Origin of the sequence: Bradyrhizobium sp. CCBAU 21365 (genome assembly GCF_015291305.1) — a bacterium.
GTDB classification, from domain to species: domain Bacteria; phylum Pseudomonadota; class Alphaproteobacteria; order Rhizobiales; family Xanthobacteraceae; genus Bradyrhizobium; species Bradyrhizobium elkanii.
The window spans coordinates 5888394-5906076 of record NZ_CP030036.1 but is presented as its reverse complement, the minus strand read 5'-3'; the positions used below and the strand labels follow the sequence as shown (position 1 = coordinate 5906076).

Here is a 17683-nt window from a genome sequence, read left to right as displayed (position 1 = left end):
GGCGCCGGCGGCTAGCGCAGGCCTTCGTAGACCATCAGGCCGCGCGCGATGGCGAGCTTGCGCAGGGTCCGCGGCACGAACCGCTCCTGGGGATGCAGGTAACGCCATGAGGTCAGCACCAGGTCGTGCAGCCGGCTGACGTCGTCCTCGAACGGGGCGAGCAGGCCGGTGAGGCTCGCCGGCATATGGACGCGGGCGGTGAAGGGCAGCAGCAGCAATTCGAGATGCGCCTTGGCGCCGGCCTCGGTGGTGGCGGTGATGCCGGCGATGGCCGGCAGGGTCTCTTCGACGACGCAGGTGATGATGTCTTCGATCTCGCCGCGGCTCTCGCCGGCGAACAGGGCGGAAAAGCTCCGGTTCTTGAGATCGCAGCCGAGCAGGGCGGAGGTACGGGTGCCGGCGACGCGGAACGGAAAGCGGGTCTCGCCGTCATAGGACAGCACGAAGATGTCGGACAGGAGGTCGCGGACCGCGGACGGCTCGAACTCACTCCTCTCAGGTGCACGTGCGTTGCCGCGCTTCGCATTCCAATAGGCGAAGAACGCGCGGCTCGAGCTGTGTTTCATCTAAACCTTGCCCGGCGCCTGTCTCAGCGGGACACATCTGTCCCGGTTTTGCTCAGGCGCCTTCCCTTCTCTGTTGTGCAGGGAAGGCTGTGCAGCGTCCATGCCGTGGCCGCGCTTTGGGCGGCTTATCGGCAGGTTTGTGTCGTTAACGTAAATTTAACTATGTCCTTGGCGCCCGCGGAACCTGTGGGTAGGGTCCGTGCGTTCCCGTTCGCGCCGACTGCCCCAAGCGCCGGCGCCGTTGGTACACAGGTGGCGTCAAACAGTTTGGTCACCGTGCGGGGAGGGGTGGGGATGTTCTCCCGATCCCTCCGGGGCACGAGAAGACCAGCCGATCAGGGAGGGCGTTCTCAGCGCCCTCCCTTTTCTTTTGTCCCGATTCCGCGCTGCGCGACACCCGGTGTCCGATTTCGGGATTGTGCACTTGCACAGGGGTGCGAAAGCCGCCTATCTCTGATCCACCGCCGCATCGAGGTCGCCGACCCCTTGGACTCCCATCCCGAATCCCCGCTTGCGCCGCCGCCGGAGGCGCCGCGCGAGCCGATCCTGACCTTGCCGCCGGCGCTCACCGCCTACATCCTCCTGATCGCGGCGATCCATCTGCGGGTGCTGCTGCCGCCGGAGCTGGAGAACTGGACCATCGACGTCTTCGGCTTCATCCCGAAGCGCTACGATTCGACGCTGCTCGACATCACCTTTCCGGGCGGCGAGGGCGCCAAGGTCTGGACCTTCGTCACCTATTCGCTGCTGCACGCCAACCTCACCCATATCGGCTTCAACGTGCTGTGGCTGCTGCCGTTCGGCAGCGCGCTGGCGCGGCGCTTCGGTGCGCTGCGTTTCTTCGTCTTCATGGCGGTGACGGCGGCCGCCGGCGCGCTCGCGCATCTGTTGACCCATGAGCACGCGATTGCACCGATGATCGGAGCGTCGGCTTCGGTGTCGGGGACGATGGCGGCGGCGATCCGCTTTGCCTTCGTGAAGGGCAGCTTCCTGTCGTTCAGCCGTGGCGATGCCGAGGCGGCGGCCAGGGTGCCTGCGCTGTCGCTGTGGCGGGCACTGCGCAACGGACGGGTGCTCGCCTTCCTGGCGATCTGGTTCGGCGTCAACATCCTGTTCGGCGCCACCTCGCTGTCGCTCGGCGGCGAGGGCGCGAGCGTCGCCTGGCAGGCGCATATCGGCGGCTTCCTCGCCGGACTGCTGCTGTTCTCGTTGTTCGATCCGGTGCCGCGCACGCGGGACGATGCTGCAGATGCGTCGTCGGTGGATCAGTCGGGGCGCGTCTGATCGCCGCTTGCGGCGTGGATCGAATTCCTCCATCATCTTTGCGAAGCAGAAACAAAGCGGGCCGACAAATCGAGCCCTGCTACTCACCGCGCCCCGGAACCGAAATCGGCGCGGAACTGTTGATTGAAGACTCTGGCGAACAGGCTCGACCCCGCCCAAGGCGGGGCACGAGCGGATTCAGGGAGGCCGACAATGACGGTACGTTCCATTCTCGATGCAAAAGGCCATCAGGTCATGAGCGTCGCGCCCGGCGCGAAGCTCTCGGCCGCGGTCAAGCTGCTCGGCGAGCGCAAGATCGGCGCGGTGCTGGTGATGGAGCAGGGCCGCATGGAGGGCGTGCTGTCGGAGCGCGACATCGTGCGCGTGCTCAGCGAGCGCGGCGCGGGCGCGCTGGACGAACCGGTTAGCGCTGTCATGACCAGGAAAGTCGTGAGCTGCCGCGAGTCCGATACCGTCAGCGGCATCATGGAGATGATGACCACGGGAAAATTCCGCCATCTTCCTGTCGTCGAGGACGGCAAGGTGGTCGGGCTGATCTCGATCGGCGACATCGTCAAGCGGCGCGTGGAGGAATATGAGCGCGAGCAGGAGGCGCTGCGCGACTACATCAAGACCGCCTGACTGCTACTTCCCGGTGCCGCCCGCGCCGCTCGACGGCGGCACCAGGATGTCGATCGCTTCCTCGATCGCGCTGATGGAGCGTTCGGCGGCGCGGATGCCGTGCGCGATCAGGTCGTCGGCGCGGTGGAAGTCGAACCAGCCGATCTGACCGACCCGCGGCGAGATCAGCATGTCCGGCGGATCGCCGGCAAGGCGTGCGCGGGTGATGCGGTCCTGCATGATGTTGAAGGCGTCGACCATGACGCTCGAGATGCCGGGCCGGCTCGCGCTGCCGAAAAACTCCCGCTTCACGGTGCGTTCGGCGGAGAAGAAGCGGCCGAACCGGCGCTTCGGCGGCTCCGGCTCGAGCTCGGCGTCGGCCGTCACCGCAACCGTCACCTCGGGCGCGGCCGACGGGCCGTGATTGTAGATCGTGGTCGAGTGCGCGAACACGTCGCTGGAGAGGTTCGCCGCAATGACGATCTCGGCGCCGAGCGCGCGCGCGGCCGAGACCGGCACCGGATTGACCAGCGCGCCGTCGACCAGCCAGCGGTCGCCGATCAGGACCGGCGCGAAGATGCCGGGCAGGGCGTAGGAGGCGCGCATGGCGTCGACCACGCGGCCCTGGGTCAGCCAGATCTCGTGCCCGGTGCGCACTTCGGTGGCGACACTGGCGAACTTGACCGTGAGGTCCTCGATCATGACCTGACCCAGCGCCGCCTCGATCTCGGCGGCCAGCTTGGCGCCGCGGATCAGACCTGAGCCGTTGAGGCGGATGTCGAGGTAGCCGAGCACGCTGCGCGGCTGCAGGCCGCGCGCCCACTGCTCCAGCGTCTCGATATGGCCGGCCGCGTAGGCGCCGCCGACCACGGAGCCGATCGAGGTGCCGACCACGACATTGGGGACGATGCCGTGGGCCAGCAGGGTCTTGATGATGCCGATATGGGCGAAGCCGCGCGCGGCGCCGCCGCCGAGCGCAAGCCCGATGACCGGCCGGCGAACCGTACCCAGTCCTACCTTGTCGGGACCGTCGGAGCTCTTGTGGCCTCGGCCCATCCAGCTATCCAACACGACAAATCTCCTGCCAGCGCGAGACTAGGCCGCGCAGCATGGCTGCGCCAGCGTCGTCCGTCTTCATGGTTATTCCCACAGGCATGATTCATGCCCGGGTGGTCCGCGGTAGGCAGGGAATGTGACTGGACCGCGACGACAGGGCTAACATCGGCTTGATCGCGCGGTTCCAAATGGCGGACGCCGCCCGCCCGGACTGTGACAAAGCCTTGGACGCCGCCTGGATCCCCTTGGACGAAGGCTTGAATTTGCCGCGTTTTCGTTGAAAAGCATGGTGATGACTTCGAGGGGCAACGGCATCGGCGGATGCGGGCGGGGCGTGCGGCTCCTTCCGCTGTTGACGCTTGCGGCATTTTTGCTGGCCCTGATCCCCGGTTCCGTATCCGCGCAGTTCTTCAGCGACCGGCCGCCGCCAATTCCGCCCGCCTCGGTCCCGGAGGTGCCGTCCGGTCCGGCGCTCAACCTGGCGCCGCCATCGGGCGGCGGTTCAGGGCCCGTTCTGCCCGGCCCGCTCAACCAGCCGACCATCGTCCAGCCCTCGATTGCGACGGTGCCGCCGGTCGTAGCAGCGCCGCCGGCCGGTTCGCCGGCCGCCGGGCAGGCGGTGCTGTCGCTGACGGCGCGGTACGGCAAGGACCTGCCGGTCATCAATGCCGGGCTGGTGTGGCGGGTGTTCGCCGACAAGCCTGACGACAACGGTACCTACAAGCTGATCCGCGAAGAGCGCGGGGCGACGCCCAACGTGGTGCTGCCGCCCGGCAACTATGTCGTCCATGTCGCGCTCGGCCTCGTCAGCGCGGTGCGCGCCGTCAGCCTGAAGTCGGAGACCGACCGCGAGTCCTTCGTGCTGCCTGCCGGGGGCCTGCGGATCGAGGGCCGGGTCGGCAGCAGCAAGATCCCCGCCAACCAGATCTCGTTTGCGATCTACAAGGGCAGCCAGTTCGACGGCTCGGACCGTGGACCAATGGTGCCGAACGTTGCCGCCGGCGACGTCGCGCTGCTGCCCGAGGGCACCTACTACATCGTCTCCAACTATGGCGACGCCAACTCGGTGGTGCGCTCCGACATTCGCGTCGCGGCGGGCAAGCTGACCGACGTCACCGTTACCCATCGCGCCGCCGTCATCACCCTCAAGCTGGTCAGCGAGCGGGGCGGCGAGGCGCTGGCCAACACCGCCTGGTCGGTGATCACGCCGGGCGGCGACGTGATCAAGGAATCGATCGGCGCGTTCCCGCGCGTCGTGCTCTCCGAAGGCGAGTATCGCGCGATCGCCAAGAACGAAGGCAAGGTGTTCGAGCGTCCCTTCAACGTCGTCAACGGCGTCGATGGCGAAGTCGAGGTCGTGGCGCGCTGACGTCCGACCGGCCTGCATTTCATGCAGCTGTCATAGTCTCTAATGTGAACTAACCATCGCGCGAATTTGAGCCGTCATAATCGCTCGCGGCGATACCGGGCCTGCCTATTTTTACACGACGTTAAGCCGCGGCATGACTTGGATGCCGTGGGGACTAGTGTTTGCGTGGGGCGCGCCATGGTCATGGCCAACAAGAAATCAGCACAGGCATCGGCCAAATTCAATTCCGAGATGTTCGCCGACGTACCGGTTCTGCAACGCAAGTGGCAGGCCGCGGTCCGTCCCGGCGAAAGGCTGCCGCACTATGAAGATGTGATGCTCGGCAGTCTCGGCCGGCTCGCGGATCACATCGTGCTGCTGCGGAGCGTCGATGGCATGCTCAGCGTCTCGCACGCCGGCCGCTATGTCCAGACATGGCTGAACGACGAGCGCTGGGACATTCCGCTCAGCGCGCTGCCGCCGGACTGCGCCACCGCGTTGACCGAAGCTGCCGCAAACGCGCGTGAGAACTGCCGGCCCTATCTGGCGTCAGCGCATTGCGTCCGCGACGGGTTGGTGCGGACCTTCGACGTGCTGGCGCTGCCGACGCGGTCGCGCTGGGGCGGTATCCTGGTCGGCGTTTACGTCAACGAGCGCAATGCGCAGTACAATCTGCTCGATACGATTTTCTCAGCCGCCGACGAGGGCGTGCTGTCGCTCGCAGCGATCCGCGATGCGCGCGGCGAGCCGGCCGACTTCCAGATCGTGCATCTCAACCAGGGCGCCGCAAGGCTGCTGATGCAGCCTGCGACCGACTTGCTGTGGTGCCGGCTCAGCGCCGGCGGCAATCCGCTTGCGGCGCCGGCGGTGATGAGCCGTCTGCGTGGATTTGTCGGCGGCGGCCCGGGCGGGCAGTTCGAGATCGACAGCGGCGATCGCTGCCTGCGGCTCGGCGTCACGGCGTTCGGCGACATGCTGTCGCTGACCGTCTCCGACGTCACCGCGCTGAAGCAGCGCGAGCTGTCGTTCCGCCTGCTGTTCGAGAACAATCCGATGCCGATGTGGGTGTTCGACGCCGGCACGATGGAATTCCTCAGCGTCAACGACGCCGCCGTTCAGCATTATGGATACAGCCGGGAAAAGTTTCTCGGCATGACGCTGCGCCAGATCTGGCCGGTGGACGAATGGAGCGTGCACAGCGCCGCCTTGCGCGAGATCGGCGACGTCTATCAATCGAGCCGCGACTGGCGGCACATCAGGGCCGACGGCAGCGAGATCCATGTGCTGACCTTCGGACGCAAGGTGGCGTTCGAGGGCCGCGACGGCTATCTGGTCGCGGTGGTCGACATCACCGAGCGCCGCGCCGCCGAAGCGCGGATCGCGCATATGGCGCACCATGACGGTCTCACCAATTTGCCGAACCGCGACTACTACCAGGAGCGCCTGCGCGAGGCGCTGGAGCGCGGCCGGAGCGGCAACAAGCGTGTCGCGGTGATGTGCATCGACCTCGACCTGTTCAAGAACGTCAACGACTCCTTCGGGCATCCGATGGGCGACCGGCTGCTCAAGCTGGTGGCGGAGCGGCTGCGCGAGGTGGTCCGCGACGACAACGTGGCGGCCCGCCTCGGCGGCGACGAGTTCGCGATCGTGCTTGCGGCCGACGTTTCGCCGAACGAGGCCAGCGCTTTCGCCGAACGGCTGATCGATGCGCTGAGCGCGCCCTACAACATCGACGGGCTCGAGGTCGTGGTCGGCGCCAGCGTCGGCATCGCGCTGTCACCGGGCGACGGTACGACGTCGGAAGAGCTGATGCGCAATGCCGACATGGCGCTGTACCGCGCCAAGTCGGAGGGCGGCGGCGTGCATCACTTCTTCGAACCGGAGATGGATCAGCAGGCGCAGAAGCGCCGCGACATGGAGCGCGATCTGCGCGCGGCCTTCAGCAACGGCGAGTTCGAGCTGTACTACCAGCCGCTGGTCGATATCGCGGCCGGCCGCATCTCTGGCTTCGAGTCGCTGCTGCGCTGGCGGCACCCGCAAAAGGGCATGGTCTCGCCTGCGGAGTTCATCCCGGTCGCCGAAGACATCGGCCTGATCGTCGCGCTCGGCGAATGGGTGCTGCGCGAAGCCTGCTCCGAGGCGATCAAGTGGCCCGCCGACGTCAAGGTCGCCGTCAATCTGTCGCCGGTGCAGTTCCGCAGCCGCAACCTGGTCCAGGCGGTGATCTCGGCGCTGGCGCATTCCGGCCTGCCAGCGCGGCGGCTCGAGCTCGAGATCACCGAGTCGGTGTTTCTGGCGGAGACCGAGGCCAACCTCGCGATCCTGCATCAGTTGCGTGAGCTCGGCGTCAGCATCTCGATGGACGATTTCGGCACCGGCTATTCCTCGCTGAGCTATCTGCGCAGCTTCCCGTTCGACAAGATCAAGATCGACCGCTCCTTCGTGAAGGATCTGGCGCGGCGCTCCGATTGCCTCGCGATCGTGCGCGCGATCTCGGGGCTCGGCCGCAGCCTCAAGATCACCACGACGGCGGAAGGGGTCGAGACGACAGACCAGCTCGACTGGCTGCGCGCCGAAGGCTGCAACGAGGTGCAGGGATTTCTGTTCAGCGCGGCGAGGCCGGCAGGCGAGATCGCGGCGCTGCTGAGCGGTTTTGCGGAGCGTGCGTCGAAGGCGGCGTGAGTCTCGCGTCCACGCGCCAAGTCCGGCAATGGCTGCCTTCGTAGCCCGGGTGAGCGAAGGGACACCCGGGGCCAAAGTCCCGCATATCGCTGCGCTCATGCGGGCTACAAGGTCGCCACAGGGGCGCGCCTCGTCTAGAACCGCGTCACGATATCCGACAGGGCCGGACGCGGGCGATCCTCGCTGGGCTTGGTCGGGGTGCCGATGTGAATGAGCCCGGCGAGCTTCTCGTCCGGCTTGAGGCCGAGGCCGTCGAGCACGTCGCGGTCGAAGGCGAACCAGCCGGTCAGCCAGCAGGCGCCGTAGCCGAGCGCGGTCGCCGCGGTGACGATGTTCATCGCGCTGGCGCCCGCCGACAATTCCTGCTCCCACGGCGGTACCTTCGGGTGCGGCTTGGTGAAGGAGACCACGCCGATCACCAGCGGCGCGTCGGTCAGACGTTTCTTCTCGACCTCGATGTCGGAGGCCGGCGCCCCGGGATTCTTCCGGGCGAAGACCTTTGCGATCACGTCGCCGGCCCGCGCGCGGGCATCGCCCTCGAACACGATAAAGCGCCAGGGCGCGAGCTTGCCGTGGTCGGGCACGCGCGCGCCGATCGTCAAAATGGTCTCGAGCTCGGCCGCGGACGGGCCCGGGCCGGTCATCTCGCGCGGTTTCATCGAGCGGCGCGTCTTCAGGAGTTCAATGGCATCGGGCACGGAAATGTCCTTCAAGGGGAGTCGTGCCCCCAAGATGGGGGCACGACCAAACCAATGAAAGCCAGTTTAGACCGATTGTGAAGATCAGGCGACGGATCGCGCCCGCTTCACGTCGGGCGGCGTCGCCTCATCCACCAGCGCGGCGATCGCCTCATCGGTCGGCATCACGGTCTGCCGCTCGCTGCCGAGGCGGCGGACCGAGACCGAGTGGGTCTCGGCTTCCTTCTTGCCGACGACGAGCAGGGCCGGGATCTTGGCCAGCGAGTGCTCGCGGACCTTGTAGTTGATCTTCTCGTTGCGCAGGTCGATCTCGACCCGCAGCCCGGCGCGGCGCGCCGCGGCCGCCACCACCTTGGCGTATTCGTCGCCTTCGGAGGTGATGGTCGTGACCACGAGCTGGGTCGGCGCCAGCCAGAGCGGGAAGTTGCCGGCATAGTGCTCGATCAGGATGCCGATGAAGCGCTCCATCGAACCGCAGATCGCGCGGTGCACCATGACGGGTGCCTTCTTCGAGCCGTCGTGATCGATGTAGAACGCGCCGAACCGCTCCGGCAGGTTGAAGTCGACCTGGGTCGTGCCGCACTGCCAGTCGCGGCCGATGGCGTCGCGCAGCACATACTCGAACTTCGGTCCGTAGAACGCGCCTTCGCCCGGATTGATCTCGGTCCGGATGCGGTTGCTGCCCTTGGCCTTGATCTCCGACAGCACCGTCGCCATCACGCGCTCGGCGTGATCCCACATCTCGTCGGTGCCGACCCGCTTCTCCGGCCGCGTCGAGAGCTTGACCGTGAGCTCGCCGTCGAAGCCGAAATCGGCATAGGTCGACAGGATCAGATCGTTGATCTTGAGGCACTCATCGGCGAGCTGCTGCTCGGTGCAGAACACATGGGCGTCGTCCTGGGTGAAGCCGCGCACCCGCATCAGGCCGTGCATCGCGCCCGACGGCTCGTAGCGATGCACGACGCCGAATTCGGCGAGCCGCAACGGCAGGTCGCGGTAGCTCTTCAGCCCGTGCTTGAAGATCTGCACATGGCCCGGGCAGTTCATCGGCTTCAGCGCGAACCAGCGCTTGTCCTCGGCCTCGTCGCCGGCGGACTGCGCCGCGAACATGTTCTCGCGATACCAGTCCCAATGGCCCGAGGTCTCCCACAGCGCCTTGTCGAGGATCTGCGGGGCGTTGACCTCGTTGTAGTCGCCGAGCAGCCGGCGCCGCATATAGGCGATCAGCTGCTGGAAGACGGTCCAGCCCTTGGGGTGCCAGAACACCACGCCCGGGCCTTCCTCCTGGAAGTGGAACAGGTCGAGCTCGCGGCCGAGCTTGCGGTGGTCGCGCTTCTCGGCTTCCTCGATCTGCTTGAGATAGGCGTCGAGGTCTTCCTGCTTGGCGAATGCCGTGCCGTAGATGCGGGTCAGCATCGGATTGTTGGAGTCGCCGCGCCAATACGCGCCCGCCACCTTCATCAGCTTGAAGGCGTTGCCGATCTTGCCGGTCGAGGTCATGTGCGGGCCGCGGCACAGATCGAACCAGTCGCCCTGGAAGTAGATCTTGATCGGCTCGTTGCCGGGAATCGCGTCGACCAGCTCGACCTTGAAGGCCTCGCCTTTGTCGCGGAACACCTGCTTGGTCTTCTCGCGATCCCAGACTTCCTTGGTGAACGGCTTGTCGCGCGCGACGATCTCGCGCATTCGTTTCTCGATCGCGGCAAAATCTTCCGGAGTGAACGGCTCGTTGCGGAAGAAGTCGTAGTAGAAGCCGTTCTCGATCACCGGGCCGATCGTGACCTGGGTGCCCGGCCACAGCGACTGCACGGCTTCCGCCAGCACATGCGCGGCATCGTGCCGGATCAGTTCCAGCGCGCGCGGGTCTTCGCGGCCGATCAGCTCGATTTTGGCGTCGGCCTCGATCGGATCGTTGAGGTCGGCAAGCGTGCCGTCGAGCGCCATCGCGACGGTGCGCTTGGCGAGCGAGGGCGAAATGCCTTTGGCGATGTCGAGACCGGTGGTCCCTCTCGGGAAATCGCGCCTCGCTCCATCAGGGAAGGTGAGGGCGATCTTGTTCACGGGTTCTGCGGGTTTGAGGTTAGAGAGGCTGTACTGGAATCCGGATTCGGATTTGGGTGGCGTATCGGCCATGGTGTCTCCTGTAGCTCACTCCTGCGAACGAGCGCAGGTAAGCGGAAAGCAGCGGTATAGCAGGGGATTTGACGCCTGCAATCCGGCAATATCAAGAAAATGGGCCGCCGGCCGCACCGAATCGAGGGACGCTTGCCTGCAGCTGACGCGTTGCGACGCTGCCGATCATCGTCTAACGTCCGGCGTCCATTTTTCCGCCATCGCGCAATCCGCAAGGTTCATGTTTTCCCGTCTCCTGTTTTTCGTGGCGTTGCTTCTGATCCCGGGCGTGTTGCGGGCGGAAGAAACACCGGTCCAGAAGGCCGGATTCGCGAAAAAGCTGACCATCTATCTCGCCAAGGGACCGGCGAATGCCTGCGGCGCCGGCTGCGATCGCTGGATCGCGATCGAAGGCGAGATCGATCGGGAAGCCGCGCAGCGGATTCGCACCTTCCTCTTTCCGATCAAGGACCGGCAGCTTCCGATCTACCTTCATTCGCCGGGCGGAAACGTCGAGCAGTCCTATGGGATCGCGCGGTTCCTGCGCGCGCACAAGGCCATCGCCCGGGTCGGCCGTACCATCGTGCCGGCCTGTTCCACAGGCACGCAGGTCGACGCCGCCTGCCTGAAGATCAAGGCTGCGAAGGGGGAGGTCGAGGCCGAGCTCACCACGCGCAACGCGATGTGCGTGTCGGCCTGCGCCTATCTGTTCCTGGGCGCGACCAGCCGCGAAGTGGCGCCTGACTCAGTGCTCGCGGTGCATAACTCCAAGCTGATGTTCGTCGTCCACGGGCATCCGCCGGCGCAGGTCGTCGCCGACTTCAGACGGCGCGAGATGGTGAGCGCCGACCGCGACCGCAATGTCTTCCTCGCGGCGATGGGCATCAGCCATGAGCTCAGCGACCTCATCAAGTCCGTGAAGTTCGAGGACCTGCACGTGTTGACGCGGCCGGAGCTCTATCGATTCGGCATCGATACGCGGCCGCTGCCGGAAACCCTGTGGGCGGTGGAGAAGGAGACACGGCCCTATGTTCGCAAGATCGTGCAGCAGAAAAGAGCCGACGGCAGCTCGTTCCGCATGATGGAGTGGCGGCTGTTCTGCGAGAGCAAGGATCGCGGGCGGCTGATGTTCGTGCGCGAGTTCGAGGAGGGGGCAGCCGGCAAGAGCACGGTGGCGATGATGGCCGGCGCGTCCAGGACCGTCGCATTCGGCCGATCGGCGCGGTTCGGCAAATACGAGGTCTGGAGCGAGGCGGTGACCTCCGACACCGTCAAGGCGATGCTCGCGGCCCCGCATCTGCAGATCGGCGAAAGCGCGCCGGCAACCGACGGCAAGCTTGATACCAAGTCTGACAGCAAGTCCGACCTTGCGACATTCGATATCGACACCACCGGGCTGGAGCAGGGGTGGACGCAGCTTCTGGCATCGTGCCCGGCGGCGACCACCGGTCCGAAGCCTGCGAGCCCGTTGCCGGCTGCCGCGTCGCCGAGCGTCAGTGCGGTGCCGGCGTCGTCGCCGTCGCCATGAGCGCAAGAGGCGCCGTTCGATCAGGTGCCATGCATTTAGATGCAGTTGCATCGATCTCGCCGTCTGCTAACACCGCGGCGTGAAACGCTTCGCTCCCACCGCATTGATGCTCGGCAATATCGTCACCGGCTGCTCGGTGCTGGCGCCGGCCGGCATGCTGGCGGAGTTGTCCGACGGACTCGGCGTCACGATCCATACCGCGGGTCTCCTGATCACCTTCGGCGCGATCGTGCTGTGCGTGGGCTCGCCGGTGACGGCGTGGCTGACCAGCCGGATCGAGCGGCGGGCGCTGCTGACGGCGACGCTGCTGGTGCTGACGCTGACCAATGCGGCCTCCGCCTTCGCGCCGAACTACGACAGCCTCCTGATCATTCGGCTGGTGATGCTCGCGGTCGGCGTGCTCTACACGCCGCAGGCGGCGGGCACCGCGGCACTGATCGTGCCGGTGGAGAAGCGCGGCAGCACGATAGCCTACATCTTCCTCGGCTGGTCGCTTGCCGCCGCGATCGGGCTGCCGCTGATCACCTTCATCGCAAGCCGCTACGGCTTTCGCGTGACCTATGGCGCGATCGCGCTGACAGGGCTTGTGAGTTCCCTGCTGCTGTGGTGGCGGCTGCCAGGCGGACTGCACGGCGCGCCGGTTGACCTCAGAACCTGGGTCGATCTCGGTCGCAATCCGATGGTCATTCTGCTGCTGTCGATCACGACGCTGCAGATGTCCGGCCAGTTCGTGGTGTTCACCTTCATGGGGCCGCTGCTCGCCAAACTGACCGGCGCCAATGCGGACGCCGTCGGGATCGTGTTCGCGCTCTACGGCATCTTCGGGTTCGTCGGCATCGTGATCGCAACGCGCGTGGTGGACTCGTGGGGCGCCTGGAAAACCTCGGTCCTGTTCACCGTGCTGCTGCTCGCAGGCGTAGCCGGCTGGGCACTGAGCGCCGGGGCCTACGCCCTGATGGCCGCCTCCGTCGCGGTGTGGGGCCTCGGCTTTGCATCGACCAATTCGATGCAGCAGGTACGCCTGGTCGGTGCGGCGCCGGCGCTCGCTTCGGCGTCGGTCTCGCTCAATACCTCGGTGCTGTATATCGGCCAGGCCATCGGCTCCGCGATCGGTGGCTTGCTGTTCGCCCACGAATGGCTGCACAGCGCAGGCTACGTGGCCACGGTCTTCGTCGCGGCGGCGCTCGCGGTCGTAATCATCACGCGGCCGCGACGGACGGCTGCCACCGCCGCAGCCGAGTGAACGGCTGGCTTTCACGCATGCGTTCGCGAGAGCATCAACGATCCGCGTGAGGACCATCCTGGAGCTCGACTGCGCGTCACCACCTCACGCTCTGGCTGGGCACGATGAACGCCGTCGTACTCGGCTTGTTCGGATTGTGGGTGAAGTAGCCGTAGGCGGCGACGATCACGACGAGCAAGGCAAGCACGGCCAGCAAGTCGATCTGCCGGGGATCATGACCGTTGTGGCTGATTTTCCAGCGCATTGTTGTTTCCTCCCCAAAGGGGCAACGAAACAATGCGCCAACTATCGCCACAGTTCCGACGGGCAGCACTGCGCGCCGCGCTTGGACGTGCCGCAGCAACCGATCAATTGTCGTTGACGCCGCGTCAACCCTCGTTGACGCCGCGCCAGCGGCCATAGCTCCAGGGCAAGTACCAGCGTGCCCCGGGCGGCTTCGTCAGCGGGACATTATCGATCCCGGATGTTCCCCAGGGCTGGCAGCGCAGCAGCCGCGCCAGCGTCATCCAGCCGCCGCCCCACAGGCCGAAGCGTTCGATCGCCTCGTCGCCATAGACCGAACAGGTCGGCAGATGCCGGCAGTTGTAGCCGACCAGCGGCGACAGCGTGTGCCGGTAGATCCAGATCAGGGCGCGGCCGAAGTTGCGCGGCAAGCGGCGCATGGTGCTGGCACAGTCCATGCATCGTGGATGGTGTGTCGTTGAATGGTCTGTCGGCGGCATACGCAAGTATGTACGTAGTCTTGCGGGGGTTCCAAGCCAAGGAACTGTTTTGTTGCAGATATTTACGCCACAGTTCGTTATTATTGCACAGCACCGATGGCGCTGCAGCAAGGGCTCTATGGACGGTCCGGGTCAGCAACGCTACCGTTCCCATAACGCGCCGCTGACAGAATCGTGGCGCATTGCCATGGGGCCATTGCCACCGCTCGCATCACCAAGGGCTTGGGGGAAGGAACCAAATTGAGGCTCGTCAAGTCGCTCTCGTTGCGCAGTTGGGCGCTTACCGGCGCCGTTGCTCTTTGCTTCGCAGCTTCCGGCACCGCCGCCATGGCGGGCGGTTCCGCGCAGGCCAATTCGACCCTCGAAGAGCGCAAGCTGCCGATGAAGTTCAGCTGGATCGCCTGCCAGCCGAATTGCCGCGGCTGGGTGTCCGCGGTCGGCATCATCACGGCCGATAGTCCGAGGGAATTCGACGAGTTCGCGCGCGGCCGCCAGCTCAACGGCGCCACCATCGTGCTCGACTCCAGCGGCGGCTCGGTCAACGACGCGATCGCGCTCGGCCGCCGCTTCCGCGGTCTCGGCGTGCTGACCACGGTCGGCACCAGCGTTGCCAATCAGGCCGCGCAAGGCCGCGCGAGCGTTCTGCCGGATGCCTATTGCGAGTCGATGTGCGTGTTCCTGCTGCTGTCGGGCAAGACGCGCTACGTTCCGCCGGCCGCCCATGTCCGCGTGCATCAGATCTGGATGGGCGATCGCGCCGACGACGCCAAGGCCGCGAGCTACACCGCGCAGGACCTGATGATCGTCGAGCGCGATATCGGCCGTCTTGCCAAGTACACCTTCGATATGGGCGGCGCGGGTGATCTGCTGGCGCTCTCGCTCAGCGTGCCGCCGTGGGAAGACCTGCACGAATTGTCGGCGGCGGAGTTGCGGCTGACCAACCTCATCACCACCGATGCGGTTGCCGACGTGCTGCCGCGGCAGGACAACAGCAAGGACAACGCAATTCCCGTCGCCGAGGCGAAGCCGAAGAACAACGATCGCTTCGTGAGCAGCACGATGGAGGGCGAGGCGCCACCGGCGGCGAGAGCGACCAAGACCGCCGAGGCCGTGGTGCCGACCGGCGGCAACGCAGCGCCGGCGCCGGCGCCGGTCCAGCCCGCGCAGTAGGACGTGGGCCGGCGGAAGTAAGGCTTACGCCGGCTGCTTCGCCTTGGCCTCGATCTGGCCGATCGCATCGACCACGGCATCGAAGGTCAGCAAGGTCGAGGCATGGCGGGCCTTGTAGTCGCGCACCGGCTCAAGCAGCGCGATATCGGCCCATTTGCCGCCCTGCGGGGGCCGGCCGTTTTCCTTCAGCATCTTGCGGACCGTCTCGCGCAATTCGCGCAACTCGTCCGCGGTCGAGCCCACCACCTGGCTTGCCATGATCGAGGAGGAGGCCTGGCCGAGCGCACAGGCCTTCACATCATGGGCGAAGTCCGTCACCACGGGACCGTCCATCTTGAGGTCGACCTTGACGGTCGAACCGCACAATTTGGAGTGGGCGGTGGCGCTGGCGTCCGGGTCGGCAAGCCGTCCGAGGCGCGGAATATTGCCGGCCAACTCGATGATCCGCTTGTTGTAAATGTCGTTCAGCATGAGGACAGATGCCTGGTTCCGGCCGTGCCGGGCGCTCTTGGCGGCTGGGTTGCACCGCCCTATATATGGGCGGCAACGCCGGAAACATAGCCCGGCCATGCAGCCAGCGCGGCCCACCTCCGCCGCGGCGGTGCTACAATAATGGGACTCAGGCGCCCGGCGGTCGAACCATCCGCCCCGTCTGCCCGGTGACACATCCGGACCAAGGTCAAATCCGAGGGCCGGTCGAACGGAGAAGACATGGACGCCTTGATCAAATCGATTCGCCCCAACAAGCCGGCCGACGCGAAGCCCGGCGAGCTCGACCCCTCAGAATTCATGACGGCGGCCGTTCGTGCCGATCAGCCGCGCCCGTCGCGGGCGGAGGCGGAGGACGCCGTCAAGACGCTGCTCGCCTATATCGGCGAGAACACGGGCCGCGAGGGCCTGCTCGACACGCCGCGCCGGGTCGTCGAGGCCTATGACGAACTTTATCAGGGCTACCACCAGTGCCCGGCCGAGGTGCTGAACCGCACCTTCGGCGAGACCGCCGGCTACGACGATTTCGTCCTCGTCCGCGACATCGAGTTCACCTCGCAGTGCGAGCATCACATGATGCCGTTCTACGGCAAGGCGCATATTGCCTATACGCCGGTGGAGCGCGTCGTCGGCCTCTCCAAGCTCGCGCGGCTGACCGACATCTTCGCCCGCCGTCTGCAGACCCAGGAGCATCTCACCGCGCAGGTCGCGGCTGCGATCGACGAGGTGCTGAAGCCCCGCGGCGTTGCCGTGCTGATCGAGGCGGAGCATACCTGCATGTCGGTGCGCGGCGTCGCCAAGCATGGTGCATCGACCTTCACCAGCCGCTTCACCGGCATGTTCCGCGACAATCCGGCGGAGCAGCAGCGTTTCCTGTCCCTGGTGCGAGGACCGAACCGGTAACCTCGCATTTTCCTGAGCGAGGTTTTCCGTGTCCGCAGCGACCCACGATCACGACCGCGAGGAGGGGCTGGCCTTCCAGCCCAAATTCGACGCGGCAGGCCTTGTGACCTGCGTCGCGACCGATGCCGCGACCGGCGACGTGCTGATGGTCGCGCACATGAACGACGAAGCCCTGCGCAAGACGATCGCGACCGGCGAAGGCTGGTACTACAGCCGCTCGCGCAACGCGCTGTGGCGCAAGGGCGAGAGCTCGGGCCAGACCCAGCGCGTGGTCGAGATCCGGATGGATTGCGATCAGGACGCGGTGTGGATCAAGGTCGAGCAGATCGGCGCCGCCTGCCACACCGGACGGCGCTCCTGCTTCTATCGGGCGGTGAAGGACGAGGATGGCCATGTCAGCCTGTCCTTTGTCGACGCCGAGCAGCTGTTCGATCCGGCGCAGGTCTATCGCAAATAGCGTTTTCATCTGAATCAAATGCGACGCGTCGAAGCGTCGCGCTTCGTTGCTCCTCCTTTCGCGATGTGCCTATAATTCCCCATCATCGTCGCGCTGGGGGTGAGTTGTGGCGCATCGTCTGATACCGCTTGTTGGGTTTCTTGCCTGGGTTGTATTGCCGATTGGTGCAGCGCAATCGCAAACAACCGAGCGCGCACCCGACACGATGGCCGCGCGCGTCCTTGCCTGTGCACCTTGTCACGGCGCCGAAGGCGAGGGCACCAGCGACGCCTATTTCCCGCGGCTGGCCGGCAAGCCGGAGGGCTATCTCTACAACCAGCTCATCGCATTCCGGGATGGACGGCGGAAATATCCGCCGATGAACTATCTGCTGGAGTTTCAGACCGACGATTACCTGAAGAAGATTGCCGAATATTTCGCCTCGCTCAGGCCGGCATTTCCGCCGCCGGTCCCGCCGGTCGACAGCAAGGAGATTCTGGCGCGCGGCGAGGAGATCGTGAAGAACGGCGATCCGCAGCACGGCATTCCGCCCTGTTCGGCCTGCCATGGTTCCACATTGGGCGGCATGGAGCCCGGCATTCCCGGCCTGCTTGGCCTGCGCGCGGCCTATATCAGCGGCCAGCTCGGCGGCTGGCGCTACGGCACGCGGACTGCGTTCGCTCCCGATTGCATGCAGATCGTCGCGAGCCTGCTGACGGAGGACGACGTGAAGGCGGTGGCAGCCTACCTGTCATCGCGTCCGGCGCCAGCCGATCCATCCTTCGCGCCGCGGGGCAGCCTTCCGATGCCGCTCAAATGCGGCAGCGAACCGCATTGAGGGGATCG

At 65.9% G+C, this 17683-nt stretch carries 17 protein-coding genes; 10 read left to right on the top strand and 7 right to left on the bottom strand.

Annotation, left to right across the window (positions count from 1 at the left end; genetic code table 11):
* Positions 1-11: 11 nt before the first annotated feature.
* On the bottom strand, positions 12-566 hold the full coding sequence (locus XI02_RS27765; protein WP_016844421.1) for a PAS domain-containing protein: 555 nt from the start codon (positions 564-566) through the stop codon (positions 12-14).
* A 486-nt stretch (positions 567-1052) separates the two neighbouring features.
* On the opposite strand from XI02_RS27765, the gene XI02_RS27760 reads away from it, so the two are divergent.
* Positions 1053-1850, top strand: a complete 798-nt coding sequence (locus tag XI02_RS27760; RefSeq protein WP_018272294.1) for a rhomboid family intramembrane serine protease — start codon at positions 1053-1055, stop codon at positions 1848-1850.
* 192 nt (positions 1851-2042) lie between these two features.
* A complete protein-coding gene (locus XI02_RS27755) occupies positions 2043-2471 on the top strand; it encodes a CBS domain-containing protein (RefSeq protein WP_016844424.1) in 429 nt (142 codons plus the stop codon).
* A gap of 3 nt (positions 2472-2474) precedes the next feature.
* Here the strand turns inward: XI02_RS27755 and XI02_RS27750 are convergent, their stop codons facing one another.
* On the bottom strand, positions 2475-3521 hold the full coding sequence (locus XI02_RS27750) for a patatin-like phospholipase family protein (protein ID WP_026192945.1): 1047 nt from the start codon (positions 3519-3521) through the stop codon (positions 2475-2477).
* Positions 3522-3798: 277 nt separating this feature from the next.
* Between XI02_RS27750 and XI02_RS27745 the strand changes: the two genes are divergently transcribed.
* Both XI02_RS27745 and XI02_RS27740 read left to right on the top strand, forming a co-directional pair.
* Positions 3799-4875, top strand: coding sequence for a hypothetical protein (locus XI02_RS27745; RefSeq protein WP_038380565.1), 1077 nt, complete (start codon positions 3799-3801; stop codon positions 4873-4875).
* A 177-nt stretch (positions 4876-5052) separates the two neighbouring features.
* Complete coding sequence (locus XI02_RS27740; protein ID WP_038380555.1) at positions 5053-7536, top strand: bifunctional diguanylate cyclase/phosphodiesterase; 2484 nt, start codon at positions 5053-5055, stop codon at positions 7534-7536.
* 134 nt (positions 7537-7670) lie between these two features.
* Here XI02_RS27740 and XI02_RS27735 read toward each other — a convergent pair whose 3' ends face one another.
* Together XI02_RS27735 and thrS are read right to left on the bottom strand one after the other, a co-directional pair.
* On the bottom strand, positions 7671-8234 hold the full coding sequence (locus tag XI02_RS27735; protein WP_038375597.1) for a nitroreductase: 564 nt from the start codon (positions 8232-8234) through the stop codon (positions 7671-7673).
* 84 nt (positions 8235-8318) lie between these two features.
* On the bottom strand, positions 8319-10367 hold the full coding sequence (thrS, locus tag XI02_RS27730) for a threonine--tRNA ligase (RefSeq protein ID WP_026192942.1): 2049 nt from the start codon (positions 10365-10367) through the stop codon (positions 8319-8321).
* 220 nt (positions 10368-10587) lie between these two features.
* On the opposite strand from thrS, the gene XI02_RS27725 reads away from it, so the two are divergent.
* Both XI02_RS27725 and XI02_RS27720 read left to right on the top strand, forming a co-directional pair.
* A complete protein-coding gene (locus XI02_RS27725; protein WP_038380551.1) occupies positions 10588-11874 on the top strand; it encodes a hypothetical protein in 1287 nt (428 codons plus the stop codon).
* 106 nt (positions 11875-11980) lie between these two features.
* Positions 11981-13117, top strand: coding sequence for an MFS transporter (locus tag XI02_RS27720; protein WP_050999578.1), 1137 nt, complete (start codon positions 11981-11983; stop codon positions 13115-13117).
* Between the two features lie 76 nt (positions 13118-13193).
* Here XI02_RS27720 and XI02_RS27715 read toward each other — a convergent pair whose 3' ends face one another.
* Positions 13194-13361, bottom strand: coding sequence for a hypothetical protein (locus tag XI02_RS27715; protein WP_016843922.1), 168 nt, complete (start codon positions 13359-13361; stop codon positions 13194-13196).
* Positions 13362-13485: 124 nt separating this feature from the next.
* Positions 13486-13797 (bottom strand): membrane protein insertion efficiency factor YidD, encoded by a 312-nt coding sequence (gene yidD / locus XI02_RS27710; RefSeq protein WP_016843921.1) that lies wholly within the window; start codon positions 13795-13797, stop codon positions 13486-13488.
* 369 nt (positions 13798-14166) lie between these two features.
* Between yidD and XI02_RS27705 the strand changes: the two genes are divergently transcribed.
* Entirely contained in the window at positions 14167-15009 is an 843-nt protein-coding gene (locus XI02_RS27705; protein WP_016843920.1) for a hypothetical protein, read from the top strand.
* Positions 15010-15033: 24 nt separating this feature from the next.
* Here XI02_RS27705 and XI02_RS27700 read toward each other — a convergent pair whose 3' ends face one another.
* The gene (locus XI02_RS27700) at positions 15034-15480 is read right to left on the bottom strand and encodes an iron-sulfur cluster assembly scaffold protein (RefSeq protein WP_016843919.1); all 447 of its coding nucleotides are present in this window, start codon (positions 15478-15480) and stop codon (positions 15034-15036) included.
* 240 nt (positions 15481-15720) lie between these two features.
* Between XI02_RS27700 and folE the strand changes: the two genes are divergently transcribed.
* The 3 genes from folE to XI02_RS27685 all read left to right on the top strand — a co-directional run bounded on the left by folE (position 15721) and on the right by XI02_RS27685 (position 17675).
* Positions 15721-16401: a GTP cyclohydrolase I FolE gene (gene folE / locus XI02_RS27695; RefSeq protein WP_016843918.1), complete on the top strand. Its 681-nt coding sequence runs from the start codon at positions 15721-15723 to the stop codon at positions 16399-16401.
* Between the two features lie 28 nt (positions 16402-16429).
* On the top strand, positions 16430-16858 hold the full coding sequence (gene hisI, locus XI02_RS27690) for a phosphoribosyl-AMP cyclohydrolase (protein ID WP_016843917.1): 429 nt from the start codon (positions 16430-16432) through the stop codon (positions 16856-16858).
* Between the two features lie 205 nt (positions 16859-17063).
* On the top strand, positions 17064-17675 hold the full coding sequence (locus tag XI02_RS27685; protein WP_016843916.1) for a c-type cytochrome: 612 nt from the start codon (positions 17064-17066) through the stop codon (positions 17673-17675).
* Positions 17676-17683: the final 8 nt, after the last annotated feature.